General features: G+C 36.9%; 25 protein-coding genes and 4 tRNA genes. 14 read left to right on the top strand and 15 right to left on the bottom strand.

The features are described 5' to 3' along the window. Positions 1 to 49 precede the first annotated feature (49 nt). The 3 genes from WBF63_RS11230 to WBF63_RS11220 are packed head-to-tail and all read right to left on the bottom strand — an operon-like array spanning position 50 to position 2,778. Positions 50 to 1,678 (bottom strand): acyl-CoA carboxylase subunit beta, encoded by a 1,629-nt coding sequence (locus WBF63_RS11230; protein ID WP_424369812.1) that lies wholly within the window; start codon positions 1,676 to 1,678, stop codon positions 50 to 52. Positions 1,679 to 1,737: 59 nt separating this feature from the next. Beyond that, entirely contained in the window at positions 1,738 to 2,319 is a 582-nt protein-coding gene (locus WBF63_RS11225; RefSeq protein ID WP_424369811.1) for an ACP phosphodiesterase, read from the bottom strand. Positions 2,320 to 2,355: 36 nt separating this feature from the next. After that, a complete protein-coding gene (locus WBF63_RS11220; protein WP_424369810.1) occupies positions 2,356 to 2,778 on the bottom strand; it encodes a helix-turn-helix domain-containing protein in 423 nt (140 codons plus the stop codon). Positions 2,779 to 3,120: 342 nt separating this feature from the next. Here WBF63_RS11220 and WBF63_RS11215 point away from each other — a divergent pair, with 342 nt between their 5' ends. From WBF63_RS11215 to WBF63_RS11205, 3 genes are read left to right on the top strand one after another with little or no spacing between them, the layout of a single operon-like run. After that, the gene (locus tag WBF63_RS11215) at positions 3,121 to 4,281 is read left to right on the top strand and encodes a M14 family zinc carboxypeptidase (RefSeq protein WP_424369809.1); all 1,161 of its coding nucleotides are present in this window, start codon (positions 3,121 to 3,123) and stop codon (positions 4,279 to 4,281) included. A 35-nt stretch (positions 4,282 to 4,316) separates the two neighbouring features. Further along, a complete protein-coding gene (locus WBF63_RS11210) occupies positions 4,317 to 4,859 on the top strand; it encodes a hypothetical protein (protein WP_424369808.1) in 543 nt (180 codons plus the stop codon). Next, positions 4,856 to 5,464: a DUF4230 domain-containing protein gene (locus WBF63_RS11205; RefSeq protein WP_424369807.1), complete on the top strand. Its 609-nt coding sequence runs from the start codon at positions 4,856 to 4,858 to the stop codon at positions 5,462 to 5,464. The genes WBF63_RS11210 and WBF63_RS11205 overlap by 4 nt, the downstream gene beginning before the upstream one ends. Here the strand turns inward: WBF63_RS11205 and WBF63_RS11200 are convergent. The 7 genes from WBF63_RS11200 to WBF63_RS11170 form a co-directional block, all read right to left on the bottom strand. After that, positions 5,461 to 7,047: an ABC transporter permease gene (locus tag WBF63_RS11200; protein WP_424369806.1), complete on the bottom strand. Its 1,587-nt coding sequence runs from the start codon at positions 7,045 to 7,047 to the stop codon at positions 5,461 to 5,463. The genes WBF63_RS11205 and WBF63_RS11200 overlap by 4 nt on opposite strands. Beyond that, positions 7,048 to 7,407 carry a 30S ribosome-binding factor RbfA gene (gene rbfA / locus WBF63_RS11195; protein WP_424369805.1) on the bottom strand — a complete coding sequence of 120 codons (360 nt, stop codon included), beginning with the start codon at positions 7,405 to 7,407 and terminating at the stop codon, positions 7,048 to 7,050. A 153-nt stretch (positions 7,408 to 7,560) separates the two neighbouring features. Continuing rightward, positions 7,561 to 7,634: transfer RNA gene (locus WBF63_RS11190), tRNA-Ile, on the bottom strand. A gap of 93 nt (positions 7,635 to 7,727) precedes the next feature. Beyond that, the gene (mce, locus tag WBF63_RS11185; protein ID WP_424369935.1) at positions 7,728 to 8,126 is read right to left on the bottom strand and encodes a methylmalonyl-CoA epimerase; all 399 of its coding nucleotides are present in this window, start codon (positions 8,124 to 8,126) and stop codon (positions 7,728 to 7,730) included. Between the two features lie 112 nt (positions 8,127 to 8,238). After that, positions 8,239 to 9,021, bottom strand: coding sequence for a rhomboid family intramembrane serine protease (locus tag WBF63_RS11180; RefSeq protein WP_424369804.1), 783 nt, complete (start codon positions 9,019 to 9,021; stop codon positions 8,239 to 8,241). A 67-nt stretch (positions 9,022 to 9,088) separates the two neighbouring features. Next, positions 9,089 to 10,051, bottom strand: coding sequence for a D-alanine--D-alanine ligase (locus tag WBF63_RS11175; RefSeq protein WP_424369803.1), 963 nt, complete (start codon positions 10,049 to 10,051; stop codon positions 9,089 to 9,091). Next, positions 10,032 to 10,526: a hypothetical protein gene (locus WBF63_RS11170; RefSeq protein ID WP_424369802.1), complete on the bottom strand. Its 495-nt coding sequence runs from the start codon at positions 10,524 to 10,526 to the stop codon at positions 10,032 to 10,034. The genes WBF63_RS11175 and WBF63_RS11170 overlap by 20 nt, the downstream gene beginning before the upstream one ends. Positions 10,527 to 10,563: 37 nt before the next feature. Between WBF63_RS11170 and WBF63_RS11165 the strand changes: the two genes are divergently transcribed. Together WBF63_RS11165 and WBF63_RS11160 are read left to right on the top strand one after the other, a co-directional pair. Beyond that, complete coding sequence (locus WBF63_RS11165; RefSeq protein ID WP_424369801.1) at positions 10,564 to 11,235, top strand: NRDE family protein; 672 nt, start codon at positions 10,564 to 10,566, stop codon at positions 11,233 to 11,235. Between the two features lie 111 nt (positions 11,236 to 11,346). Beyond that, complete coding sequence (locus WBF63_RS11160) at positions 11,347 to 13,878, top strand: ATP-dependent Clp protease ATP-binding subunit (protein WP_424369800.1); 2,532 nt, start codon at positions 11,347 to 11,349, stop codon at positions 13,876 to 13,878. Between the two features lie 160 nt (positions 13,879 to 14,038). Here the strand turns inward: WBF63_RS11160 and WBF63_RS11155 are convergent, their stop codons facing one another. From WBF63_RS11155 to WBF63_RS11145, 3 genes are read right to left on the bottom strand one after another with little or no spacing between them, the layout of a single operon-like run. After that, entirely contained in the window at positions 14,039 to 15,259 is a 1,221-nt protein-coding gene (locus WBF63_RS11155) for a porin (RefSeq protein WP_424369799.1), read from the bottom strand. 46 nt (positions 15,260 to 15,305) lie between these two features. Further along, entirely contained in the window at positions 15,306 to 15,929 is a 624-nt protein-coding gene (locus WBF63_RS11150; protein ID WP_424369798.1) for a peptide deformylase, read from the bottom strand. 7 nt (positions 15,930 to 15,936) lie between these two features. Beyond that, positions 15,937 to 16,872, bottom strand: coding sequence for an N-acetylmuramoyl-L-alanine amidase (locus WBF63_RS11145; protein WP_424369797.1), 936 nt, complete (start codon positions 16,870 to 16,872; stop codon positions 15,937 to 15,939). Positions 16,873 to 17,017: 145 nt separating this feature from the next. Here WBF63_RS11145 and WBF63_RS11140 point away from each other — a divergent pair. The 9 genes from WBF63_RS11140 (at position 17,018) to WBF63_RS11100 (ending at position 23,772) form a co-directional block, all read left to right on the top strand. Further along, positions 17,018 to 17,101: transfer RNA gene (locus WBF63_RS11140), tRNA-Ser, on the top strand. Positions 17,102 to 17,115: 14 nt separating this feature from the next. After that, a tRNA-Pro gene (locus tag WBF63_RS11135) sits at positions 17,116 to 17,190 on the top strand. Between the two features lie 72 nt (positions 17,191 to 17,262). Further along, positions 17,263 to 17,336, top strand: a tRNA-Arg gene (locus WBF63_RS11130). 218 nt (positions 17,337 to 17,554) lie between these two features. After that, positions 17,555 to 17,923 carry a DMT family protein gene (locus WBF63_RS11125; RefSeq protein ID WP_424369796.1) on the top strand — a complete coding sequence of 123 codons (369 nt, stop codon included), beginning with the start codon at positions 17,555 to 17,557 and terminating at the stop codon, positions 17,921 to 17,923. Between the two features lie 59 nt (positions 17,924 to 17,982). Beyond that, positions 17,983 to 19,167: a sigma-54-dependent transcriptional regulator gene (locus tag WBF63_RS11120; protein ID WP_424369795.1), complete on the top strand. Its 1,185-nt coding sequence runs from the start codon at positions 17,983 to 17,985 to the stop codon at positions 19,165 to 19,167. Between the two features lie 42 nt (positions 19,168 to 19,209). Continuing rightward, positions 19,210 to 19,620, top strand: a complete 411-nt coding sequence (locus tag WBF63_RS11115) for a hypothetical protein (protein ID WP_424369794.1) — start codon at positions 19,210 to 19,212, stop codon at positions 19,618 to 19,620. A 1-nt stretch (position 19,621) separates the two neighbouring features. After that, positions 19,622 to 20,101, top strand: a complete 480-nt coding sequence (locus WBF63_RS11110; RefSeq protein WP_424369793.1) for a hypothetical protein — start codon at positions 19,622 to 19,624, stop codon at positions 20,099 to 20,101. Positions 20,102 to 20,273: 172 nt separating this feature from the next. Next, complete coding sequence (locus WBF63_RS11105; RefSeq protein WP_424369792.1) at positions 20,274 to 21,707, top strand: T9SS type A sorting domain-containing protein; 1,434 nt, start codon at positions 20,274 to 20,276, stop codon at positions 21,705 to 21,707. 208 nt (positions 21,708 to 21,915) lie between these two features. Next, entirely contained in the window at positions 21,916 to 23,772 is a 1,857-nt protein-coding gene (locus WBF63_RS11100; RefSeq protein WP_424369791.1) for a T9SS type A sorting domain-containing protein, read from the top strand. 5 nt (positions 23,773 to 23,777) lie between these two features. Here the strand turns inward: WBF63_RS11100 and WBF63_RS11095 are convergent, their stop codons facing one another. Both WBF63_RS11095 and WBF63_RS11090 read right to left on the bottom strand, forming a co-directional pair. Continuing rightward, positions 23,778 to 24,950: a helix-turn-helix transcriptional regulator gene (locus WBF63_RS11095; RefSeq protein WP_424369790.1), complete on the bottom strand. Its 1,173-nt coding sequence runs from the start codon at positions 24,948 to 24,950 to the stop codon at positions 23,778 to 23,780. Between the two features lie 46 nt (positions 24,951 to 24,996). Next, the gene (locus WBF63_RS11090; RefSeq protein WP_424369789.1) at positions 24,997 to 26,121 is read right to left on the bottom strand and encodes a helix-turn-helix domain-containing protein; all 1,125 of its coding nucleotides are present in this window, start codon (positions 26,119 to 26,121) and stop codon (positions 24,997 to 24,999) included.

The following is a 26,121-nucleotide window of genomic DNA, read 5'->3' as shown; positions in this document are numbered from 1 at the left end:
TTTTTACACGTCATCCAGCATCCAGCATCCAGCATCCATCTTCGGAATTTCACGTCTGAATAACTCCCAAATTAAACGGTTTCTCAATCGGGGCATGGTTGGCGGCTTCAATTCCCATCGAAATCCATTTTCGGGTATCGAGCGGATCAATGACCGCATCGGTCCACAATCTTGCCGCAGCATAATAAGGACTCGTTTGTTGGTTGTATCGCTCAGTGATTTCCTTCAATAATTCCTGTTTTTTTACTTCGTCGATTTCTTCTCCTTTGGATTTTAAGGTCGCTTCCTGAATTTGTAAAAGCACTTTTGCAGCTTGTTCACCACCCATTACCGCCAGCTGAGCCGAAGGCCAAGCAAAAATCAATCTTGGGTCGTAAGCTTTTCCACACATCGCATAATTACCTGCTCCATAGGAGTTTCCGACGATTACGGTAAATTTCGGAACGACCGAATTCGAAACGGCATTCACCATTTTTGCACCGTCTTTGATGATGCCACCATGTTCCGATTTCGAACCAACCATAAATCCGGTTACATCTTGTAAAAATACCAAGGGAATTTTCTTTTGGTTGCAATTCGCAATAAATCTTGTGGCTTTGTCGGCTGAGTCCGAATAAATCACGCCTCCGAACTGCATTCCATCTTTTTTGGATTTCACAATTTTCCGCTGATTGGCAACAATTCCGACTGCCCAACCGTCAATTCGCGCGTAGCAACAAATCAAAGTTTTACCATAATCAGCTTTGTATTCGTCAAACTCCGAATTGTCCACCAAACGTTTGATGATGTGGTACATATCATATTGTTCCGAACGGGTAGCCGGCAAAATTCCATAAATTTCTTTTTCATCTAACGCCGGTTGGACCGGTTCCGCACGGTTAAATCCGGCTTTTTCATAATCCCCGATTTTTCCCATAATGGATTTAATCCGATCCAAAGCATCTTCATCGTTTTTGGCTTTATAATCGGTCACGCCTGAAATTTCACAATGCGTGGTAGCACCGCCAAGTGTTTCATTATCAATATCTTCTCCGATTGCCGCTTTAACCAAATAACTTCCTGCGAGGAAAATCGAACCGGTTTTGTCCACAATCATCGCTTCGTCGCTCATAATCGGAAGATAAGCGCCACCGGCTACGCAGCTTCCCATCACGGCAGCGATTTGGGTAATTCCCATAGAACTCATGATGGCATTGTTTCGGAAAATCCGCCCGAAATGTTCTTTATCGGGAAAAATTTCGGCCTGCATTGGCAAATAAACACCTGCGCTGTCCACTAAATAAATAATCGGAAGGCGATTTTCCATTGCGATTTCCTGTGCCCGAAGGTTTTTCTTTCCCGAAATAGGGAACCAGGCACCGGCTTTCACCGTCGCATCATTTGCCACGACAATGCATTGTTTTCCTGAAACATATCCGATTACAACCGCAACGCCACCACTCGGACAACCGCCGTCTTCCTCATACATTTCATAACCGGCAAAAGCTCCGATTTCAATGCTGGGTTTTCCTTTGTCCAATAAATAGTCGATGCGTTCACGCGCCGTTAACTTTCCTTTTTCTTTATGTTTTTCAATGCGCTTTTTTCCGCCACCCAAATAGATTTGAGCGAGTTTTTTTCGCAAATCCGATACTTGCAGTTTGTTTTTATCTTCCCTTTGGTTGAATTCTAAATCCATCGTAAATTTTCTGTTTGACGGCTAAAAATACGACAATCGGCGGAAACTAAAAATTTGCTTCAGATTTCGAGGAATAATTTACAATGATTGATGAGTTCAGGAAAAAATAAATTGAATTCCTCATTCAATTCTTCATAATTCAATTGAACTTCCCGCACAGCTTTATATATATTATTTTCAAATTTACTACGCTGACTTATGCCTTTGAGAGTGGACTCAACCCCTTCAAGCGTTTGATAATTGTGAAACCAATCGTATTTAATCAAATGATTTACAATGAATTGAAGTTGTTCGGGGAAGTTTCGGAGTTCGGATTGAAACAAAGCATAACAATCCGAAACAAAGGTTTCAAAGTCCTGATCGTTATAGGTTTTCCAATTTTTAATCAGAAAATAATCATAAATCACATCGACGATAATCGGGGAATATTTTCCATAATTCTCGTGGAATTTTTGCGAACTTTTCTTTACGATTTCGTGGGCGTCCGTAAAAGTATCAATGGCGCGATGCAAAAGAATTCCTTTGCGGATGTTGCCCGGAAAATTCTCAAAATCTTTTCCTCTTACGATTTCGCCGTATAAATTGCCAATTTGAATTTCAGGATTTTGAAACGATAAATATTGATGCGCTAAAAAGTTCATAATTCCTACTAATGTAGCGATATTTCGAATATCTGATTATTCGGAAGGAACAAATTCTTCAAAACTTCCGTCACTAAAAAATAAAAGAGCTCTTACCATTTTTTTGTCCTTGGAAATATTCCGCGAGTTTTCTTCTTTCGATTGCGTTTCTTCAACAGTTTCATCCGTTTCAAACAAATCGAAAAGGGTAGGATGGGAGGTCGCCGAGCTTACCGTATTTTCTATTTCGTCTGAAATATCGTCTGAAATCTCTTCTTTTTCGATCCCAAAAATCAACCAATCGGTATCAATTTCGGGAAAAGCATTTTTGATTTTGATCAGAAAATCCAAACTCGGATTATTTCGTCCCGAAGTGATATGAGAAATCGCCGAGCGCTGCACTTCAATTTTATCGGCAAATTCGGAGGGTGTGAGCCCCGAATTTTCGATGATTTCAAGAATTCTATTTTTCAGTTCCATTTTACAAATATAAACCAATAATTTACATTTTACAACAACTCGTTTTCCACATTTCCTGACATTTTTACTTGAAGTTAAATTAGCATTTAACTTTAAATAAGTCCATATTGTGACCTCATTTCCATTTGATTAATGATTTATATTATGATTAATGAAATAATATTCTTATACACTGACATTATTTCGTGTAAAAACAATTACAAATGTAAATTACAAATGTAAACCTGATTTCGCATTGCTTTTGAGAAGAGATTTTTTAATTTTTGATGGAGAATTCATTCAAAAAATTTGAATCGCTTAAATCGCTTAAAAAATGCTTTTTAAAAATTGTACCTTCGTTTTATGAATCTATTGGAGAAATTTCAGAGAAATTATGAGTCAATTCGTGTGGAAGGTTTGGAATCCAAATATTTACCTTATTTGAAGTTGAAAAATTACCTTGATGAGAATTTTTCTGAAAAAAAGCGAATTGGAAAATCCTTTTTAGGAAATGATATTTATGTTTTAAAAATCGGAAGCGGAAAAACAAAAATTTTGGCTTGGTCGCAAATGCACGGAAATGAAACGACCGGAACCAAAGCGATGCTCGATGTTTTTGAATTCCTCAAACTGAAAGAAACTGAATGTAAAAAAATATTGGAATCGATAAGTTTTTATTTTATTCCGATGCTCAATCCCGACGGATCGACTATGTACAGCAGAAGAAATGCGACTGGAATTGACTTAAATCGAGATTTCCTGAAGGAGTCCTCACCTGAAATCAAGGTTTTAAAATCATTTGTTCACGAAATCAAACCCGATTTTCTTTTCAATCTTCACGATCAGCGTACGATTTTTAATGTTGGTGAAACCGATAAACCGGCGACTTTGTCGTTTTTGGCGCCTTCTCCCAACATTGAGCGAGCTGAAACCGAACCGCGTATCAAAGCCATGTCGGTCATTGATTATATGGCAAAAGGTTTGGAAAGGCTTATCCCAGGGAACATTGCCCGATTTACCGATGAATTTTATCCGACTTCTACCGGAGATAATTTTATGAACGCCGGTTTTCCTATTATTTTGTTTGAAGCGGGGCATTATCCGAATGATTATGAGCGAACTAAGGTGCGTAAGTTTCATGCGCTTGCGATTTTATTTGCCTTGGAGAAAATTGCTCAGAATGAAGAAGCTGAAGTAGGAGATTATCATGAAATTCCTGTTAATAACAAGAAATTCCTGGATATCGTCTTGCGAAATGTCTTGGTTCGATCCAATGAAGCGGAGTCTTTGGTAGATATCGGGATTTATTTCGAAGAAAAATTGGATGTAGAAAATCAGGAAATCATATTTTGTGCAAGAATCGAAGAAATCGGTGATTTATCCAGTTATTTAGGGCATTTAGACATTGATAAAAAAGGGAAGAATTATTTGGGAAGATCTTCTTTGTTTCCAGAAATTGGAGAAAAAGCCGATTTTTCCGTTGGAAATATTCATTTTGAAAAAGGTAAATTTAAAGGCAGGTAAAATATTTTTATCTTTAGCCCTATTAAATTTAAACAATGAGAAAATCTATAATCTTTAGTTTGTTTTTGATTTTTTTACTAGGTTGTGAAGGGCCTTATATATTTAATCGAACTGTTCATCTGAAGGATGGAAACAAGATGCTTTTGGGTGGTGTTGATCGTCAGGCATTTTCGCAAAATCCTTTCAATGAATGGTTTGCGATGGAATATGACGCTTATGAAACCAATTCGGCAATGATTAAAGATTTTCGTGGGAAATTAAAACGAATGCGAATTGAGGTATTTTTGGGAACTTGGAATGAAGCTTCGAAAAAGGAATACCCAAGATTATTGAAAATTTTGGATGAAGCGAAATTCCCTGAACAAAGGATGGTGACTTATGCAGTAAATGAAAATCTAAGAAGTTTTTACAGTGAAGAAAATGGAAAAGATGTACGGTTTTTGCCTACTATCATTTTTTATAGAGGCGGAAAAGAAGTGGGCAGAATAGTGGAAAGTCCGGTTTCCGGGTCTTTGGAAGAAGATATCTTGATGATTGTCAATGATATGCCGCTTACGCCAAATTACGCAGAAGATTGAAAAAATATATTTACATAATTGCCGGAGTTCTCTTTGGAGTGCTTTTGACGTACTTTGTCATGAAGCAGATGCAGACAAGTAATTCTACCAATGAGTCCCATGTAATTGCATACGAAATCAAGAAGTTAAATAAAATGATTGTGGCCGAACAAATGTTTTCAGATGTTTATTCGCACAAAAACAGTTTGTATTTTCCCGGTCTTCAGGATTATTTCAGTTTCGATAAAAAAGTCCTCTTTCTTGTAAATGCAAAGGTTCAGGCGGTTTATGATTTAAAAAAGCTTGAAGTGGAAGTGGACTCGGTCAACCAGACGATTTATATCAACGCAGTTCCCGATTTAGAGATCAATACTTATCCGGATGTCCGTTTTTACGATATGGAGCAAAGCAGTTTTAATTCTTTTAATAAGGACGAATTAAATAAAATAAAAGACCGCGCCGTGGCGCATATTGAAAAGTCGATTGATAAAGAGAAACTTCAGAAAGAAGCACATGATCAACTCATTGAAAACTTGGGAGATCTTTATTTGCTTGCGAAAGCTTATGGTTGGAAAATTGTCGATAAAACTCCGTATGCAAAGGAGTTGGAAGTGAAATTTAATTAGATCGGCAATCTTCTGGAAACCATCCAGGAAACAAACCCACCAATAAATAAAACGGTTAGAATCACTACGATGTAATTCAACGTGGTGAATTCAAAAGGAAAAGGAACAAATGCATTTGCCATTACCAGATGAAAGTTGTTTTGCATAACGCCTAGAATTGTCCCGAGTGATAATCCAAATAAAATTGAAAATACGGTTATCAATAAACCGGTTTGGAAAAAAATTCGTTTGATATGAGATAACTGCATCCCAAAACTCCACATGGTCTTGATTTGAATTTTTTTATCGAGAATGATGATGATGATTGCCCCTGCCAGATTAAAAGAAGCAATAATGATTACCAAGGTGAAAATGAGATAGATAATCAGGTTTTCTACATTCATCACTTTTAAAAAGGTGGAATCAAGATCTTGTCTCGTCTGAACAACTACCGAATCTCCCATTTCCTTTTGTAGGGCAGCTTTCACGTTTTTTTGAGAAGCACCCGGAGTCAGTTTGATTTCAATGCTGTAAGCCGAATTTGAAGGAAGATGTAATAGGTTCTGCGCTAGTTCCAGCGGCGAATAAATATATTTGTCATACTGCTCGTTTATAATGAAAATTCCTACCGGATTTGCGATAGCGGTATTAAAAGCTTCTTCTTCAGAAGAAATCAGTCCGGTTCCGGGTTTTGGCATACGCAAACGGCTTGCACGCTGATGATCAATGTACATCTGCAATCGTCTTGCCACACCATCTGATGCGATGATTTCGTAAGGTGTTTCAAAAGTCAGATAAGCCCCATGAACGATAGTCGTGTCGATTTTAACTACATTTTTATAAAAGGAATCCACACCTTTCAAATAAGCGATATCTTGTTTATCCTCAAATTCAATCGAAACCTTTTCTTCGATAACTTTTGAATAAAATGCCACTTCAGAATGTTCTTCCAGCTTTTTAGATATTTCTTCAATATTATTAATCACTTTTCCTTTTGCAGCCGAAACCTTTAAATCGGGATTGACATTGCTGAAAAACTGAATATTCATCTTTTCAAGTCCCGAGAAAACCGAAAGAATGATAAACAGTGCACAAGTCGCAATAGTTATGGCAAAAACCGCAATAGAAGTGATGATATTTACACCGGTAATTTTGCGTTTCGAAAAAATAAATGTCAGTAATCCGAATAAAATCGATAATAATCCGGTGGAAATCAGAACCAGTTTGAGGATGTTCATTCCTATGCTTTTGTCCTGTCCGGAATAGATAATAAAACCGGCAGCTAAGGCTGAAATGAGTGAAATAACAGCTGCAATGCCGAGTTTAGACTTTTTATTGATAGATTTTAGTAATTTGTTGAATAATAAATAAATAGCTGACGTTTGTGTGGTCACATACGCAAGCATTAGTCCAAAAATCAATATTTGCTGTCCGATGGTTAAAATAGATTTCGGGTACAATAATTCACGAATAATCAGCATCGATGAATTTCCGATATAGATCAAACTTCCGACGAGTAAAGCCGTAATTACAATCAGAATCATACTGATAAGCAGGGTGTTCGTGTTGTAACGGCGAGCTATAAAAAGCGAAACATTTTTCATTTAGAGAATTGGGTTGTTGCCATCGCCGCGAAGTGCACGATCTATTTTGTCAATTTCGTCCAGAGATGAATCCAAATAAAACAAAAGTTCAGGCGTGACACGCATGGTTTTGGCAGCAGTTCGTGCCAATAAAGATCGGTAATAAGGAGCCTTTTCCTTGATTAATTTTATGATTTGTTCTTTTTCCTGAGTTGGAAAAATACTGATATACACTTTGGCTACGGACAAATCGGGCGAAACCCGTACTTCTGATACAGTCAGCAATTTGCCAGGGAAAAGTTCAATGGCTTCTTTGCGGAAAATTTCCGATAATTCTTCCTGAAAAACGACTGCTACTTTCTTTTGTCTGTTTGTTTCCAAAATTAATTTGATTTGGTTTCTGCGAAATTACGGATTTTTATCAAAATGGCACTTCATAAGTCCCGGAGTTTTGCGTTCTGAAGAAACGGATAGGACAAATAATGAAAACCAAAACAGAGAAAAAATAAAAGCCACTTAACAAGTGGCTTTCTGTGGTCCCACCTGGGCTCGAACCAGGGACCACCTGATTATGAGTCAGGTGCTCTAACCAACTGAGCTATAGGACCATTTAGTTGCGAAATTCAAAATTAAAATTACAGATTCGCCGTCTGCCCACTTTTGGGACTGCAATTTTACGACAATCTGATAAATTGTACAAACTATTTTCGATCACAGCATAATTCTACCAGTACACCGTTGGTCGATTTCGGATGAAGAAAAACGACCATTTTGTTATCGGCACCTTCTTTAGGTGTTTCATTTATAAATATAAAACCCTCATTTTTAAGCCTTTGTATTTCTTTTTCCATATCATCCACAGCAAAAGCAATGTGATGAATCCCTTCACGGTTTTTTTCGAGATATTTTGTAATCGGACTGTCTTCAGAGGTTGCTTCCAGCAGTTCGATTTTGCTCTCACCAATTTCGAAAAATGAGGTTTTTACCGCTTCGCCCCCAACGGTTTCTTCTTTGTAGCTCGGTTTTCCCAGCAGTTTTTCGAATAATTCATTGGAAATACCCAAATCCTTTACTGCAATTCCTAAATGTTCAATTTTCATCATGCCACGAAATTAGAGATTTAGAATCTAAAATTAAAATCAAGACGGATAATTTGGAATCATTTTGAAAATTAATGAGGTTCGAAATTGTCACAATCTAAAACTTATGTGGCTATCTGGAATCATTGGTAAACCAATAATTATCTTCGTTGGAATCCGTATCGGAATTCTCACCATATTTCTGTTCCAATGCGATCCTTTCATTTTCAGGTAAAGATTCTTTGTACTTTTCCCAAAGCCATTTTTCTCGTGCGTCTGGTTCGGAGTTGTTTTCCCAGGAATAGACTTTTCGTTTAGGACCATATTTGCGGGTTGTAAAGGCAAATATCAATCCTACTATTCCGCCGCCCAAATGACTTTCCCAAGAAATAGGATTGCTGTCTTCCCGATAAAATTTAGGAAGAAATTCTTCAGGAAAAACACCCCAAATCATACTGCCATAGAGGAAAACAACAATGAGCGAAATTGCAATCAGATTTCTGGATTTCTTTAGAATTCCACTAAAAAAAACGTAAGAAGCCAGCAGGTAAACCAGTCCGCTTGCACCGATATGGCAACCAATGGAGTCACCCGATAAAAGATTTCCGAAAATCCACACAAAAAGACCTGAGAAAATCCACCCGAATATGATGACGTAATAAGCGATGCGCTGATAAAAAAGTACAGCAAAGAAACTCAGCACCGCCAACGGAATGGAATTATTAATGATGTGTTTCCAACCCGAATGAAAAACCGGACTGAATAAAATTCCTCGCAATCCGATCTCATTTCTCGGCACAATTCCATAACAATTAAATCTGCCTACTCCCAGATTTTGCAACAAAAACGTTCCCCAAATCAGAAATAGAAGTACCAGTGGAACATAAAGCGTATTTTTCGGGAAAGGATATTGCATACAACGAATTTACACAGAAATTTCACAAACCGTTCCGACGACAGTTTTACTGACAAATTTGCTGATGCTAAAAAATTCTTTTTAAAACTGCTTTGTAAAATGCTGAGGAAGAATAATTTTTAGGCTGTTTTCTTGAGATTTTATACTGAATATCGAAATGGCGTTTTACCTCTTTGTAGGCCTGAATCAATGAATAATCAGGATCGTAAATATGTGTCGGTTCAGAATTCGCACCATTGATTTCCAGAATTATGAATTTACCTGATTGTAATTCTTCTTCTGATTTTGCCTTCACATCAAATCGTCCGTAGTGAAAACCTTCAATATTTTTTGAAATTTCTGAAATGATTTTTGTTAATTCAATAGAATTCAAATGGGAAGCATCATAAAATTTGGTTCCACGATTATGGTTCCCGATCGGTTCCAATAAAATTTCAGTTCCTTTTGGGTGAATTTTCTCCCAGTCATCACTGAATTTTTCTTTCAGATAATCAAGCCTCGAAATACTTCTCGGATTTGATAAAACAAATTCTTCCAGCGTCGAATTTCCATCGGCCGTATAAACCAAAAATTCCTTGCCGGTAATGGAAAGAATTTCGCCTGAATTTTCATTGATTTGAGCATGAAAAATTCCGAATTCCAGTGGTAAATCCACAAATTCCTGCAAAATCAGATTTCCCTGCAAAGGATAATTTTCCCATTCTTCAATCGATTTTATAACTTCCACATTCACGCCTCTTTCGCCTAAATCGGGTTTAATTACAAACGGGAAATCGGGGAGATTTCCGACTGCTGATTTGTTTGAAATAAATTGGGTTTTAGGTTTGAATTCATCTGGAATTAATTTCAGAATTTTATATTTTGAATAATCCAAAAATCCGCCGAATTCCATTCCCGGATTGACTTTGCAGAAATAACTGAATGACCTTGATTTTACGGAATTCCAAAACCAATACGGCACAAAAGGCGCATAAAATAGCCACATCGGCCAATATTCAAATTCAGAAATTTTACGCTTTGCCTTCTTCACGGTATTGGACTGTTGAATAAGCGATTCCAAAGTTATTGGGGAAAATGATGTGCGGAAAATGATGCGCAATCCCAATTCTGATGATGGCCAAATGATGAACCGAATGTTCAATATTGTAAAGAATTTCACGATTAATTTGACTTTCCAATTCAACTTCCACATCAGAAATTCTTTGTGTCATCTGAACTTTCGTATTGGGATTAAGATTTGAGATTTTAGTCTTTAACTGATTGATTTTAAATAAAGTGTTTTCTGGCAAATTTTCTAAAAGTTCATCCCGTTTTCGTTTATCATAATTAATTTCACCTGAATCAATTGAAATGCAAAGGCATTCCACGAGATCCAGAATATGGCGCACGTGCTTGCCGATTGAATTGTCCATCAAAACGGGAAGGGGTTCAGAAAATTCATCGGGCTTCAATTGTTGGGTGACAAAAGCAATTTTATCCAGGAGTTCACACAAAACATTTTTCATTCAGTATAGCTTACTCACAAAAATATTAATTTTAATTTTGTTCAAACTTTTTATTTTGTGTATCGTCAGTATATTTTCAGAATATCCGGGAAATTTTATTCTAACTCAAAATCGTGATGAATCCATTTTGCGACCTTCGTCAGATGATTTCCCAACACGTGAAATTCACGGTCGCAAATATACCGGTCCTGTAGATTTGGTTTCGGAAGGAACCTGGATTTATTATACTGAAAACTTTGTCTGTTGTATCCTGAACGGTGGTTATGAAAATCATTCACATCGTCCGCCGTACCGTATGAGCAGAGGTTTGGTTATTTTGGAATTGCTGAAATACAATTCGATAGATCAATTTATAAATGCAATAGATTTAGACCGAATCGAACCTTTTACTATGATTATGCTCAATAGAAATTCTGATGAAAAGAAAATTCTGGTTTGGGACGAAATACAAAAACACCGGGAAGACCTTTCGGGCGAAGAATTAATTGTCCGTTCTTCATCTACTTTATATTCCGAATCCGAAAAAGAAATCCATCGACAAGCATTTGAAAATCTTACTGATAAAAGTCCTAAATCTATTTACGATCTTCAGGATAAACTCAAAATGCTGGAAAATAAAAAATATCCGACTGTTCAATCTACTTCGATCACCCAAATCATTCAAACCGGAAATCAAATAAAGCTGAAATTTTGTCCGATTTCAAATTGAATTTTACCTATTTTGGCAGACAAAACCTATCAATAAATAGTTAATAAGTATGGCATTATTTATGCGAATTAGCCAAAGAACTAACTATATTTGTTAAGCAAGAGATATAAAATGAACGATAATTTTTCACAAAAAGTAAAAGATGTGATTGCTTACAGCAAGGAAGAAGCCTTGCGTTTGGGGCATGATCAGATAGGAACAGAGCATTTGCTGTTGGGAATCCTGCGGGATGGCGACAGTAAGGCGGTTTCTATTTTGGAAAGTTTAAATGTGGATTTGAAGAGTGTTCGTGATAAAATAGAACTTTTGGCCCCGCCAAAGGAAAGTTTTTCCAATCAGAATCAGAACCTTCAACTTACCAAACAAGCAGAAAGAGCTTTAAAAACTACTTTCCTTGAAGCCAAATTGTTTAAAAATGCCACCGTAAATACGGTTCACTTATTATTATGTATTCTCCGAAACGAAAATGATCCTGTAACCAAACTTCTGAAAAAAATGGAAGTTGATTACGCAATTGTGAAAGGAGAATTTAATTTTCAGTTTATGGACGAAGAAATTGACGAAAACCCAAAAGCAGAATCAAATTATGATGATGACGAAGGTAGAGTGGGAGGAGCAGGCGAATTTGAGAGATCAACTCCAAAAGGAAATGCCAAAACCAAAACTCCGGTACTTGACAACTTCGGACGTGATTTGACACAAGTTGCACTGGATGGAAAATTAGATCCGGTTGTAGGTCGTGAAAAAGAAATCGAACGGGTTTCTCAAATTCTCAGCCGAAGAAAGAAAAACAATCCCCTTCTGATTGGTGAGCCTGGTGTAGGTAAATCTGCCATTGCAGAAGGACTTGCTTTACGAATTATCCAAAGAAAAGTTTCACGGGTGCTTTACAACAAAAGAGTTGTAACCCTTGATTTGGCAAGCCTTGTAGCCGGAACTAAATACCGTGGACAATTTGAAGAAAGAATGAAGGCCATCATGAACGAATTGGAAAAAAACGATGATATTATTCTTTTCATTGACGAATTACATACCATCGTGGGAGCAGGTGGCGCTACCGGTTCTTTAGATGCTTCCAATATGTTCAAGCCCGCTTTGGCTCGTGGAGAACTACAATGCATCGGAGCGACGACTTTGGACGAATACCGTCAGTACATTGAGAAAGACGGTGCTTTGGTTAGACGTTTTCAGACCATTATGGTGGACCCGACTTCACCGGAAGAAACTGTTCAGATTCTGAATCAGATCAAAGATAAATATGAATCACATCACAATGTAAATTATACAGACGAAGCGATTGCTGCTTGTGTGAACCTTACAAACCGATATATAACAGACCGATATTTACCGGACAAAGCCATTGACGCGATGGATGAAGCCGGTTCAAGGGTTCATATTAAAAACATAAAAGTTCCGCAGGTTATTCTCGATCTCGAACAAAAACTGGAAGAAGTTCGCGAGGAAAAAACCAAAGTCGTGAAAAGTCAGAAATATGAAGAAGCGGCAAGGCTTCGCGATACAGAAAAACAAATTGAATCCCAGCTGAAAAAAGCTCAAGCCGATTGGATGCAAGATTCGAAAGACAATCGGGAAACAGTTACAGAAGAAAATGTTGCGGAAGTCGTTTCCATGATGAGCGGAATTCCGGTGCATCGCGTAGCTGAGAAAGAACTCAAAAAACTGGCACAAATGGGCGAGTTGATGAGAGGAAAAGTAATCGGGCAGGACGAAGCAGTCAACAAAGTTGTGAAAGCAATTCAACGAAATCGTGCTGGGCTCAAGGATCCCGGAAGACCTATCGGTTCTTTCATTTTCCTGGGAACGACCGGTGTGGGTAAAACACAACTTGCAAAAGTTTTGGCAACCGAATTATTTGATTCGCCCGATGCTTTGATCCGAATTGACATGAGCGAATACATGGAGAAATTTGCGATTTCGAGATTGATCGGAGCGCCTCCGGGTTATGTGGGATATGAAGAAGGCGGTCAGCTGACCGAAGCCGTGAGAAGAAAACCTTATTCGGTTATTCTTTTAGATGAAATTGAAAAAGCGCATCCTGATGTGTACAATATCTTATTGCAGATTTTGGATGACGGTCATATCACCGATAGTTTGGGACGAAAAGTGGATTTCAGAAACACTATTATCATCCTGACTTCAAACATCGGAACCCGACAATTAAAAGAATTCGGAGACGGAGTTGGTTTCGGAACCACAGCTAAAAAAGAAAGCTCAGACGAACGAGCAAAAAGCACTATCGAAAATGCTCTGAAGAAAACTTTTGCGCCGGAATTCCTGAACCGTATTGACGACATCATCGTCTTCAATCCTTTGTCCAGAGAAGATATTTACAACATCATCGATATCGAATTGGAAAAACTTTACAAACGTCTTTCCGATTTGGGGTACCATGTTGAGCTGACCGAAGAAGCCAAAAACTTTATCGCCGACAAAGGCTTCGATAAAGATTATGGGGCGCGTCCGTTGCGTCGAGCACTTCAGAAATATATTGAAGATCCGATGGCAGAAGAAATCATCAATTCGGAAATTACCGAAGGCGATAAACTTCTGATTGCTTTAAACGAAGCAAAAGATGGCGTAGAGATTTCCGTAAAAGGAAAATCTGCCCAACAGGAATCTTAAAATTAAATTAATAAATTACAGAAACCGCGTTCAGATTTGGACGCGGTTTTTTTATTTGGGTGTGTCGCGTTGTTTCACAAATACGCAACCGCGTTCAGATTTTCCTCACTCACCGGCTAACAGGCTCAGACCCTTGGCTCCATCCTTCAAGGCCGGATAATCAAATTCCGATTTCTACCTGAAACCGTATGTACCAATTATTGGTATTTTTATCCAAGAAATAATCTTTTATTTCATAAGTTGCTTCCGCTTGTAATTTAAAAGCATGTTCCCAAATGTATTTGGTCAACCCTAAGCTGAATTGTTGCGTATTGGGTTCAAACGAACGGATTTCATTGTCAACCCATTGATTGGAATAACGCCCGATGACTTCAAAATTATTTCTGAAAAGATAACTTCCTTGTAAATCAACACCTTGCCCTACAAAAACATATCGGACATCATTAGGGTCTTCAGGGTTAACTGTAATCGGATTTTTGGCGGAACGGTTCATATAAGCCGACATAAATGCCCAGCCGTTGTATTTGAAAATCAAATCTGCAAAGGCAGACTGCATCGTTCGTTTTGCAAATAATTCACTTCCCGTTTGTCCGCGTTCCCTTCGCGCCTGATTATTTTGATGAAAAGCACCGGAAAGCATCAATTTGGGTTTGGATTCCCGCATCAAATCTCCCTCAAAATAAGCGCCTGTTTTTTTGAAAGCTCCAAATGGATAGATTTCGGCTTTTCCGGTCAGTGCAACGCCGGTATCTTCATTGTCCGTCCAGTTTCTACCGTCGCCCATACTTACCGCACCACGGAAATTATAGGAAAATTTATCCTCAAATTCGTTTGTATTATGAACTTGAAGTCCGAAATCTCTGTCAATATTAAATCGGGCATTGTTGATGGAACGATCCGTTAACTGTAAGCCTCCCGATGAATTCAGTCGCTGACGGTTTCCGGGCAATTTGGTTTGACCGAAACTGAAATCCCAATGATCTGTAGGTTTATAAACAATTACCGCATCCCGAATGATATTGATGTTTTTTCCTTCTTCTAATTCGCCAACATCTTCGGGTGCAAAGGAAAGTTGGATGGAATACATAAAATCGGGATTCCCGACATATCCGTCAAAACGCAGACGAAGCCTTCTGATTTGGGCATCAATTGATTCTTCATCATCTTCAAAGTGGTTAAAAGTCGCACGATTTTGCATTCTGAAACGAATGTTCAATTGGAAAATACTATCAGGTGAAGTCAGCCCCAAACCTTTACCATAGCTGTAATAGGGGAGTGCGGCGTGCTGTCTTTCCATGTCCACTGAATCATATTTAATAATCTGTGCAAAGGAAGTTAGTCCGAAAAATAAAAATAATGCTGTGAGAATTAATTTTTTCATCCGTTTGTTTTGATTTTGCAAAACTAATGGATTTCTTCGTTACGGATTAATTTTTCAGAAAATACAAGTCCGATTTTCCCGAAGCTTGTTCAAAAATCATGTTTTCCTGTTCTTTTATGCGATCGGTCAATAGAATTCCGTCCAGATGATCGCGTTCATGCTGGAAAATAACGGAGGTGAAACCTTCCAGAATTTCTGTTTTTGTTTGTCCTTTTAAATTTTCATACTGAATTTCAATGGCATAATTCCGCATGACAAAACCTCTTTCGTCAAAAGATAAATCGCCTTCCGGGCCTTTTTGCATCAGATCAGAAGCCCATAAAATTTTCGGATTTATAAATAATTCAAAAGGTCGTTCCGGTTTGTCAAACCTTTGTACCCAAACCATCCGGCGGTTAATTCCGACTTGTGGCGCTGCGATTCCTACGCCGCCTTCGTGTCTTACGGAAAGCAACATTCTTTCTGCCAACAATTTCGTCAGTTTATGTTTGGACTTAATAGAAGTTGAAATGGATTTTAAAACCACAGAATCCGAAGGGTTATTGCGATTAAAAACCCGCATCATTTCAGTTGGATTTGTTTCAATCAATTCTTTTTCTTCTTTTGAAAATTTTTGAGCGGATAAATGTATTCCGAAACAAATCAGAACGAGAAAAGTCAGTTTTTTCATAAATAAATCAGGATCTGTATTTCAAATTCAAGGCTTTCAGAATCGCCCAGGTTTCCGCATCCAAAACACCATCATAACGTTCCGGACGGAAATGATATTGGAAAGCGGTAATCACTTTTTTGGTTTGTTCGTCCCATATTCCCGTTGTTTTGATTTCGTAGCCGTATTTTCCCAATTCTTGTTGGGCAGATCGTATGAAATCGGTCGAATCTATTTCCAAATACGGAAACTGCGAAATAAACATGTTTTTATGTACTTCTTCGTACCAAGCGCCTATGTTATATTCCTCATACAAGCGTTTCCAAGGGAATTTTGGTCCCGGATCATGTTTGCGTTGAGGAGCAATATCTGAATGAGCCAAAACATTTACAGGCTCAATTTTATATCGGTCAATGATGTCACGCGCCAATTCCGCTACTTTATCAATTTGATGTTTGGGAAAATCGTAAAAGGTACGTTGTGTAATAGCCGCATCAGGATCTCCTGCAACGGGTGTATTTGTTGTATAGCCTAAATTAACGATTTCAATCCCGATGGAAGAAAAGTTTATATTATTTACATTTTTCCAATAACTGGCACCTGCATGCCATGAGCGTTTGGTTTCGTCAACTAAAACATATATGGAATCTGAATAATCATTTGGAATCAAATAATGTGAACTTACTTCTTGCTGAGTTAGGACACGAATAGATTTTTCGTCATCCAATGCAGTATAATGTAAAATCAGAAAACGTATACGTTCATCTTGACCTTTTGCAGGATAATGCGTAGTGGAAATTTTAAAATTGTCGAGTTTTGCAATTCTCGCTGATTCGTATCGTTCAGTAATCTTGTTGATGATGACGGTATCTCTTACAACCTGTTTGACAACATTTGGTGGTTGTGAGGCACAAGACGATAAAATAAATACAATAAGAATGGAAATGGCTGATAAACTTTTCACTTTTTCTGTTTAATAGTTTGCTGATACAAAAATAGTTAAAAAGAATTTGAAGGAAAAAGAGAAAAAACTTTGAAAAGTACTTGCATAAACCAAAGTATAAACTTAATTTTGCGTCCGCTTTCATGGTGATGGAAGTAGGAAGACAGGAGAGGTGCCAGAGTGGTAATGGAGCAGATTGCTAATCTGTCATCGGGAAACCGATGCCAGGGTTCGAGTCCCTGTCTCTCCGCAACTTGAAATACTCGGGGTGTAGCGTAGCCCGGTCATCGCGCCTGGTTTGGGACCAGGAGGTCGCAGGTTCGAATCCTGCCACCCCGACTTTTTTAATCTCAAAATTTCAAGTAACTTTTAGTGAACCAAATTTTGAGATTTTGATTTTTATAGAGATACGGTCGCGTAGCTCAGCTGGATAGAGCATCTGCCTTCTAAGCAGACGGTCATAGGTTCGAATCCTATCGCGATCACTACACGGAAACCCTGATAAATACAGGGTTTTTCGTTTTTATAACTTTCTATTTGGGTGGTTTAAAAACATAGAAAAGTTCATAAGTAACCATGTTTTACCATAATTTATTGCAAATCATTGCAAATTCGGTGCAAATTTGTCCTTGTAATTTCTGCTAGGATTTTTTGAAATTCAAATCAAAATCTGGAATATATTTGCCGAATCCAATTCGTCTAAATGAAAGTGTTTTATACCATCGGCTTATTGATTGTTTCCAATGTTTTTATGACTTTCGCCTGGTACGGTCATCTTAAATTCAAAGAATATGACTGGTTTGCCAATATGAGCCTTTTGAAAATCATCCTGCTCAGTTGGATGGTCGCACTTTTTGAGTATATGGCCATGGTTCCGGCCAACAAAATAGGATTTGTGGGAAATGGCGGACCTTTTACTTTGTGGCAGCTCAAAGTCATTCAGGAAGTTATTACGCTTATCGTTTTTTCTTTTTTTACGATTCTGGTTTTTAAAAATGAAAGTTTCAGGACGAACCATTTGATCGGTTTTGCCTTTCTGGTGCTGGCTGTTTATTTTATTTTCAAGAAATAAGCGGGGCATTTCATCAATTCACTTATTGCACCTATATTTGGAATTCAAAAAATTAAAAAATGTCTAAAATTTTAATTATTGAAGACGAAGCCGCCATTCGGAACGTCATTAAAAATATATTACTCGACGAAGATAAAAGTTACGAAGTAGAGGTTGCGGAAGACGGTGAAGAGGGTTTGAGTAAAATTAAATCGATGGATTTCGACCTGATCATCAGCGATATAAAAATGCCGAAAAAAGATGGTGTTCAAGTGCTGGTGGAAGCTTTAGAATACAATCCCGATCTTTCTTTTCTGATGATTTCCGGACACGGAGATATTGAAACGGCGGTTGATTGCATTAAAAAAGGAGCTTTTGATTACATTTCAAAACCACCCGATCTGAACCGCTTTCTTAGCACAGTTCGAAATGCATTGGATAAAAAAGTTCTGATTACAAAAAATAAAGAACTTACCACTGAAAACAAAGCCCTCAAAAGAAAAGTCGCCAAACGATATGAAATGGTGGGCGAATCGGAAGCTTTGGGGCAAATCAGAAACATCATTGATAAAGTTGCTGATACAGAAGCTCGGGTTTTAATCGTTGGACCAAATGGTTCTGGAAAAGAATTGGTCGCGCATCATATCCACGAGAAAAGTTCGCGGAACAAAATGCCACTTGTGGAGGTGAATTGTGCTGCGATTCCATCGGAACTTATCGAAAGTGAATTATTTGGACATGTAAAAGGTTCGTTTACAGGTGCGCACAAAGACAAAGAAGGGAAATTTGAATTGGCCAATGGCGGAACGATCTTTCTGGATGAAATCGGTGATATGAGCCTTTCTGCACAAGCTAAAGTTTTGCGGGCATTACAGGAAGCGAAAATTTCCCGTGTGGGAGCCGATCGTGAAATAAAAGTGGATGTAAGAGTCATTGCGGCAACCAATAAAGATTTGCGTAAGGAGATTGAAGAAGGCCGTTTCAGAGAAGATTTGTATCATAGATTGGCGGTCATTGTCATTGAAGTTCCTGGGTTGAATGAAAGACGTGAAGACATTTCGCAGTTGGTTCAACATTTCTCGGTTCAGATTGCAGAATCATCGGGAATGCCTGTGAAAGAATTTTCAGATGAAGCCATTAAAATTCTTGAAAAATACGATTGGACAGGGAATATTCGAGAACTGAGAAATGTCGTTGAGAGAATGCTCATTTTAGGCGGGAATCCCGTATCTAAAAGTGATGTGGAAAATTTTGTAAAAAAATAATACTAAACGATATTTTTAATCGTTGGAAAGAAAAAGTCAATCATGAAAAAATTTTATATAGCTCTTTTATCGGGATTTCTAATGCTATCTTGTGGAAGCAAAGAAGAGAAAGTCGAAGGGGATCTCAGTCAGGAAGATATAGAAATCTTGGAAGAAAATTCACAAATTAATTCGGAAGAAATTAATTACGAAGGAAGTTTCAAAGGAAAAATCCAGGGAAAAGAAATTGAACTGAAACTGAATGGAGAATCTTTTGAAGTAACTCAAAACGGAAGACGAGCTCATGGAAGCTGGTCAAAAGTTGATGATGGAACTATCATAGAGCTGGAACCCAAAAGCGGAAGTCTGAATGTCAAACATTACGGTTGGTCTGACAATGACACTTGGGTGGCACTTACAGACAGTCTTACTTACATTGAACCGGAACAGTTATTAAAAAGAATACCTGACTAAAATGAAACATATTTTGTTACTGATTTCGGCACTTCTTATGTTTTCATGTGCCAGAGAAAATAAAACCCAAGAATTGGGAGAGCGTTTTTTCAAAACTTATTCAGAAAGAAAAGAAATCGACAAAATTCTTTCTTTTTATTCGTCCGATTTTAAATATGAAAACATTGGATTTGAGTCAGATGCCAATGATCCTAAATTTTTGTACGAGGAATTTTACCGTTGGAAAGATCCGGCTTTTAAATACACTTCTACAGAAACAATTGTTTTGGACGAAATCCTTAGCAGTGATTCTTCAATTGTAGCATCAGGAACAACCAGCCCTTACTTTTATAACGGAAAAAAAGTAGAAGGTACTCGATTTGTGATTTGGCTCGAATTGGACAAAGACTTAAAAATAAAAAAACAAACGGACTGGTTCGCTTATCCGATGGAAGAAATAATTGAAGCATTTTATCTGAAAAATTCAATGAAAATAGAATAATAATTTTTTGTTATAAAAAATGAAATCCGGTTCTGAAAAGTGCCGGATTTTTATTTACTTAAAATCCTGTCGGAATCCTTTTTTATGTGCTGATTTTTGACAATGTAAAGATTTAAGACTTCTGAAAATAGTTAGAACTTTAGTTTTGTTTCTGTTCTAAAACTCAATTATCATGAAAATATCTTTACCTTTTTTACTTGTTTTTCCTTTTTTGCTGAATGGACAGATGAAGGAAATAATTTACCCAATTGAAAACCAAGAGATATATTTAGCAAATAGTTCAAACCTTTTGGATGCTAAATTTACAGTTGTAGAATTTGAAAAAACAGAGTGTCTTTCAGATCAGGCAAGATTTGAAATGGATATTGAAATTGCAGAAAACAAAGCGCTCATTTTACAAGAAAATCCGGATGCATTTTCTCATTTGGGAAATCCGGTACTTTTTATTGAACCCATTCGTCCAAAGGACGGATTTTCTGAATACGGCTACCATACAATTAATTTTAATGTAGATCATAATCTAACGCCAAACAACCAGCTACTTGATTACAATTGTGGTAACAGAACTTATGATTGGGCTTCCGGAAATCATCAGGGAACCGATCTTATTTTGTGGCCTTATCCTTGGAAAAGAATGGCGGAAAATGTAATGGAAGTTGTAGCCGCTGCAGAAGGAGTGATTGTCAACAAAAAAGACGGATTCAATGATTTAAGCTGTGTCAATAATGGTAATCCAAACTGGAATGGATTTGTGGTGGAACATGCAGATGGTTCGCAGGCCATTTATATGCACTTTAAGAAAAACACGCTTAATCCGAAAGGAATTGGTGATACCGTATCTGCAGGAGAATTTTTAGGGGTTGCCGGTAGTTCCGGAAGTAGTACTTGGCCGCATTTACATTTTGAAGTCCGTGATAGTGAAAACCAAGTAATTGATCCCTATCAGGGACCTTGTAATTCCATGAATGATACCAGTTGGTGGCAGGTTCAGGAGCCTTATGCTGTTCCGAGAATCAATGAAATTTCAACCCATTATGTAGGAACTCAGGATACAGAGTGTCCTGTGATTGAAAATACCTATAAAAAAATCAATTTTGTTCCCGGTGATATGCTTTATCTGAAGATTTTTTATCGGGATATAAACGACGGTGATGTTACAAATATTCAGTTTAAAAAACCAAATGGTGAAATTCTGTATAATTGGAACTGGACAAACGACTGGGGAGCATTTTATGCCACAACATATGCGTCCTGGGAATTCCAGACAGACAATACCTGGATGGATGGTGTTTATACTATTACAGCGACATTTGGTGGAAACTCCTATGAAACCATTTTTGGGATTAATACCAATATGGGACTGGATGAAAGCGATATTTCATCTTTGGAAATTTATCCAAATCCTGCTCGTAATATGCTGAATGTGAAATTTGACAAAGTCATTCAATCAGTTGGGATCATAGGATTAGACGGCAGGGTTTACAGTCATCAGGAAACAAATGCCAGAGAAGTTCAGCTCAATGTAAATTCACTTCCAAAGGGAGTTTATCTCATTAGAATCAAGTCTGGAAATACAGTGGAACACAAGAAATTCATTAAAGAATAATCTACTAATCTATATACCAAACTTTGAAATGAGCAGAAGTGAATTTCTGCTCATTTCTTTTTAGTTAAGTTCAAGTTAAGCATATTAAATGTAAATTATTTGAAATAAGTCATTTGTAAACTAACTACGTCCGAAATCTTTACAATGATAAATTATTAACACCCCGAATTCTCTTCTCAAGAATATTTTTGCTTAAAACTTTATTATCATGAAAAAACTTTTTTATTTCTTATCAATTTTAGCCTTCTCGGTATTATCTGCAGAAGTCAATACCTTTATTGGAGAAAACGAGTCATCCTGGCACACCCCTTCTAACTGGAGTTTGGGAGTGGTTCCGGCGCCAAATACGAGTGAGATTGTTATTCCGCTGGGAAAGACAGTCAACATTATGCAAGGACAGACACATTATGCGCATTGGGGAAATATAACCGGGCAAGGACGAATTAATATTTATGGAAAATTCAACAAAGTACTGGGATGTACCGGATGTGGACAATTTAGTATTTATGGAGTTCAGGTATTTAATTATGGTGAAATCAACAGCTACTGGGAAAATGGTCATGGAGGCCATACGACAACTATGAGGTTTATTATCAGAAATGGATCGGTAGTTACAAATGAACCGGGCGGGGTTATGAATATCGGAACCAATCTTGGCGGTGATGGAGTCGTGGATTATATACACTTGATTAATCGTGGTACAATCAGGGCTACAGAAACTCATCCTGATTCTTTTAAATATATAAACATCGGATTACGAAATGAAGGCGGAACCATCGAATTTGCAGCAGGAGCACGATATCAATTCGAATCTACCTATTCTCATCATGAATTAATAAATCCTGTTTTTAATATAGAAGAGAACGTGCAGCTGGTTTATGGGGCAAGATCCTATTGGGAAGGAACTGCTACTGGATTCAATAACGGAAAGTTTGAATTTTATTCAAAACCTAAATTTGTAGAGGAAGGAAAAATATTTCATAACAATATTGAAGGTAATGGAATCGAAATGGGATTTGGTTCAATGGAAGGACCGGGAACTTTTGTAAACAATACCAAATTTACTTTATATAACAGCTCAGGATCCAAACAAATTCGCAATATGACTTTTGAAAATAACGGAGACTTTATCATTGATGAAGAAGGTGCACATACCAATACCCGACTGATAAATTCAAATTTTATAAACAGGGAAGAAGGAGAGTTCCTGATTCACGGAAAATTTATGATAGATAACGAAACTTCTTCTACACTGGATAACTATGGTGCCATCCGAAATTATTATGACGATTCAGTTGTGATGGGGTTTAATATTAATAATTACGGACTAATTGAAAACCACACAAACGGACTTTTTTATCTGGCGAACGGGGCAGAGCTGATCAATCATGAAACAGGTTTAATTCACGGGTATAAATTCAGTTTTTCAGGTCAGCCTGATAAATTCCTGAACAAAGGAAAAGTTGCACCTGGCATTGATGGAGTGGGAACAATGATTGTGCACTCAGCATACGACAGATTTGAACAAAGTGAAACCGGAAGCATTGAGTTTGAAATCAATAGTTTAACAGAATTTGATATACTTCAGGGGGATTTCGGGAATGATTCAAATATAGGAGGGAAAATCGAAGTGATTCTCGGATTTGCACCTTCGATAGGAGATGAATTTCCCATCATGACGACCGATAGAGTTATCAATCTTAATCTGGTAGAACCCGTAACTGCTTCCTACAACGGATATACTTATACTTTTGATACGATTTTGTCCAATGGAAACAAAGATTTAATTCTTAAACTGAGCAATATAGAACTAGCAACAGACGAGCAAACACTGAATAATATTTCTATTTATCCGAATCCTACCAAATCTGATGTTTATATCAGTATAAATAAACCACATTTCCATGTCGTAGTTGAAATTTTTAATATGACAGGCCAATTGGTAGCTAAAGAAATCGTTGAATCTTCCACCTTTTCAGTAAAACTTCCGGCAGCCAAAGGTGTTTATTTGCTTAAATTAATTACTAAAGAAGGTATAGTGACCAAAAAAATCATCAAAAAATAAATAACCTAAACCTCTGCTGAATGCCTGGTTTCCCGAGGGACTGGGCATTTTTCATACAATCCGGATTTGTATTCAGAAGGCGTTTGACCGGTAAGTCTTTTAAAAGTGGAATTAAAAGTTGACTTTGAATTAAATCCGGCTTCCAGACCGATTGAAACTAGTGTATATTTTTGAAAATCAGGATTTTCAAGATAGATTTTTGCTTCTTCCACACGGAGTTCATTTACATAATCCGTGAAACTCTTATTAAGTTCTGCGTTAATGATTCGTGAAAGATAAGTTTTGTTAAGTCCCAGAGAATCTGCCACAGATTCCAGAGAAAGATTGGAATCCAAATAGTTTTTCTCGATTTTGACAAATTCTTCGAATTTCAGAATTTGTTTGCTTTTAGAATGGTTAATATCACTAACTGCCAAAACCGGACGACCAGCAGAAAACTTTTGAATACTTTTTTGTTCCTGAACTATACCAAACTGATAAAGCCCGATATAACCTAAAGCATAAATAGTTACAGCCAGACCTATCCATAAAACATAGAAATATTTTGTGGAAAGATCCAACTTGTATTGAAATTCATAAGTAAGCGGAAGAATCCAGTATAGACAAAGACAAAACAAAATGAAAGTGATAGTTTTCAACCATTTCAACTGAATAATTAGTTTCCTATGTTTTTTAGACAATTGTTCTTTTTCATAATTAAAAATCAGTTTGTAACTGAAAATAATTAAAACAAATGAATAGACCACATTGAAAATTTCTTGAATCAGTCTGAAATTATTAAAATAAACGGTATGCTCTTGTGTGAAAATGTGGTTGGCATAACCCAATTTTTCTAAAAATGATTCAATGAAAACAATCAAAAAAGGAAGAAATAAAAGATAATGTACTTTTTGCGGTTTATTTTTTGGATATAAAAAAGATCGCACATACAGATAGAAAAGAACTAAGAAGACAGAAGTAAAAGGAATGTAAAAAAATCTGAAATAAGCATCTGAGCTAATCCAATCAGAAACAACTAAAAAATTCTGAACAATGTTATATGAAAAAGTCAGAATCAGCATTCCCAGAAAGAAATTGCTGCGACTTTTATATTTTTTTGCAAAGAAAGCAAATCCCGAAAATATAAATCCCTGAATAGCGCCAAGAAGCATAAGAACTTGTACAATCGAAATAATCATGAGAGAGGATTTGGTGAGTTTAAATATATTAAAAAATCAAATCATTCTATACCAAACTGTTTTTGAATTGTGAAGGCGTCATGCCGGTAAATTTTTTAAAAGCAGTATTGAAAGCTGATTTGGAATTAAATCCTGCTTCCAGTCCAATTGAAATAAGCGTGTAATTTTTAAATTCTGGATTGGTCATATAAAATTTCGCTTCTTCCACACGCAGTTCGTTTACGTAATCCGTAAAGCTTTTCTCCAGTTCCGAATTAATGATTCGTGACAAATAACTTTTGTTGATATTTAATTTTTCGGCCACCGACTCCAATGAAAGATTAGAATCCAAGTAATTCTTTTCTGTCTTTATATATTTTTCAAATTCTTCGATATGTTCGTTTTGCGAATAAACCGCTTCGACCGAAATCATCGTTTTATTGTAATTGGAAAACTTCTGAATACTTTTCTGTTCCTGCAAAATCCCAAACCGATACAAACCTATATGTCCCAGAATATAAATCGTAAAAGACATCCCAAGCCAGAGAATGTAATAAAAGCTCACATTGTCACTTCCATAAGTCAGTTCATCATAAATTGAAATTATCCAGATCAGACAAAGGATAAAAGAAATAAGTGAAATTATTTTCAGCCAGTTAACTCCAATTTTGGGAATCTGTGTTTTACCTTTAAGTTGATTTTTTTCGAAATTTAAAATCAATGCATAAATGCATCCCAAAAGGATGATTGAAAACAAAACACTAAAAATTTCATGTACATAAATGAGGTAAGAGAAGAAAATTTCTGTTTTTCCCGACAAGTCCCCGAAAGCATTTCCGATTTTGTAATATGAAGTCAGCAGAAAGAAAAAAGAACAAGGCAAAAACAATAACCATTGTTTCTTTTTAATCGGATTTTTTGGATATAGGAAAAGCTTTACATAGAAATAATAAAGAACCATACTTAGCGAAGCATACGGGAAATAAACGATTCCAAAGAAAATTTCCCGGTCTATGATATCTGTTTCCCATAAATAATACTGAATATTGTTGAGCGAAAAACAAAGAATAAGCATCGCGATAAAAAAAGTGCTTTTGCTTTTAAATTTACGCATACTCAAAGCTATTGCCGTAAAGAAAAGGCCCTGAAGTGCCCCAAGCAGGATGAGGGTATTTAGGATTTCATGGTACAT

This window comes from Moheibacter sp. (assembly GCF_049672845.1).
In the GTDB taxonomy this organism is placed as follows: Bacteria; Bacteroidota; Bacteroidia; order Flavobacteriales; family Weeksellaceae; genus Moheibacter.
Note: the sequence above shows the minus strand (reverse complement) of the source record. Positions and strands in the feature narration are given on the sequence as shown.

Bases quoted from the DNA above. Each gene is read 5' to 3' on its own strand.
- WBF63_RS11115 (WP_424369794.1), top strand. From the start codon at position 19,210: ATGAAAAAATTTTATATAGCTCTTTTATCGGGATTTCTAATGCTATCT.
- WBF63_RS11095 (WP_424369790.1), bottom strand. From the start codon at position 24,950: ATGATTATTTCGATTGTACAAGTTCTTATGCTTCTTGGCGCTATTCAG.
- WBF63_RS11160 (WP_424369800.1), top strand. From the start codon at position 11,347: ATGAACGATAATTTTTCACAAAAAGTAAAAGATGTGATTGCTTACAGC.
- WBF63_RS11230 (WP_424369812.1), bottom strand. From the start codon at position 1,678: ATGGATTTAGAATTCAACCAAAGGGAAGATAAAAACAAACTGCAAGTA.
- WBF63_RS11150 (WP_424369798.1), bottom strand. From the start codon at position 15,929: ATGAAAAAACTGACTTTTCTCGTTCTGATTTGTTTCGGAATACATTTA.
- WBF63_RS11110 (WP_424369793.1), top strand. From the start codon at position 19,622: ATGAAACATATTTTGTTACTGATTTCGGCACTTCTTATGTTTTCATGT.
- WBF63_RS11180 (WP_424369804.1), bottom strand. From the start codon at position 9,021: ATGCAATATCCTTTCCCGAAAAATACGCTTTATGTTCCACTGGTACTT.
- WBF63_RS11125 (WP_424369796.1), top strand. From the start codon at position 17,555: ATGAAAGTGTTTTATACCATCGGCTTATTGATTGTTTCCAATGTTTTT.
- WBF63_RS11120 (WP_424369795.1), top strand. From the start codon at position 17,983: ATGTCTAAAATTTTAATTATTGAAGACGAAGCCGCCATTCGGAACGTC.
- WBF63_RS11220 (WP_424369810.1), bottom strand. From the start codon at position 2,778: ATGGAACTGAAAAATAGAATTCTTGAAATCATCGAAAATTCGGGGCTC.
- WBF63_RS11170 (WP_424369802.1), bottom strand. From the start codon at position 10,526: ATGAAAAATGTTTTGTGTGAACTCCTGGATAAAATTGCTTTTGTCACC.
- WBF63_RS11105 (WP_424369792.1), top strand. From the start codon at position 20,274: ATGAAAATATCTTTACCTTTTTTACTTGTTTTTCCTTTTTTGCTGAAT.
- WBF63_RS11215 (WP_424369809.1), top strand. From the start codon at position 3,121: ATGAATCTATTGGAGAAATTTCAGAGAAATTATGAGTCAATTCGTGTG.
- WBF63_RS11155 (WP_424369799.1), bottom strand. From the start codon at position 15,259: ATGAAAAAATTAATTCTCACAGCATTATTTTTATTTTTCGGACTAACT.
- WBF63_RS11100 (WP_424369791.1), top strand. From the start codon at position 21,916: ATGAAAAAACTTTTTTATTTCTTATCAATTTTAGCCTTCTCGGTATTA.
- WBF63_RS11200 (WP_424369806.1), bottom strand. From the start codon at position 7,047: ATGAAAAATGTTTCGCTTTTTATAGCTCGCCGTTACAACACGAACACC.
- mce (WP_424369935.1), bottom strand. From the start codon at position 8,126: ATGAAAATTGAACATTTAGGAATTGCAGTAAAGGATTTGGGTATTTCC.
- WBF63_RS11225 (WP_424369811.1), bottom strand. From the start codon at position 2,319: ATGAACTTTTTAGCGCATCAATATTTATCGTTTCAAAATCCTGAAATT.
- WBF63_RS11210 (WP_424369808.1), top strand. From the start codon at position 4,317: ATGAGAAAATCTATAATCTTTAGTTTGTTTTTGATTTTTTTACTAGGT.
- WBF63_RS11090 (WP_424369789.1), bottom strand. From the start codon at position 26,121: ATGTACCATGAAATCCTAAATACCCTCATCCTGCTTGGGGCACTTCAG.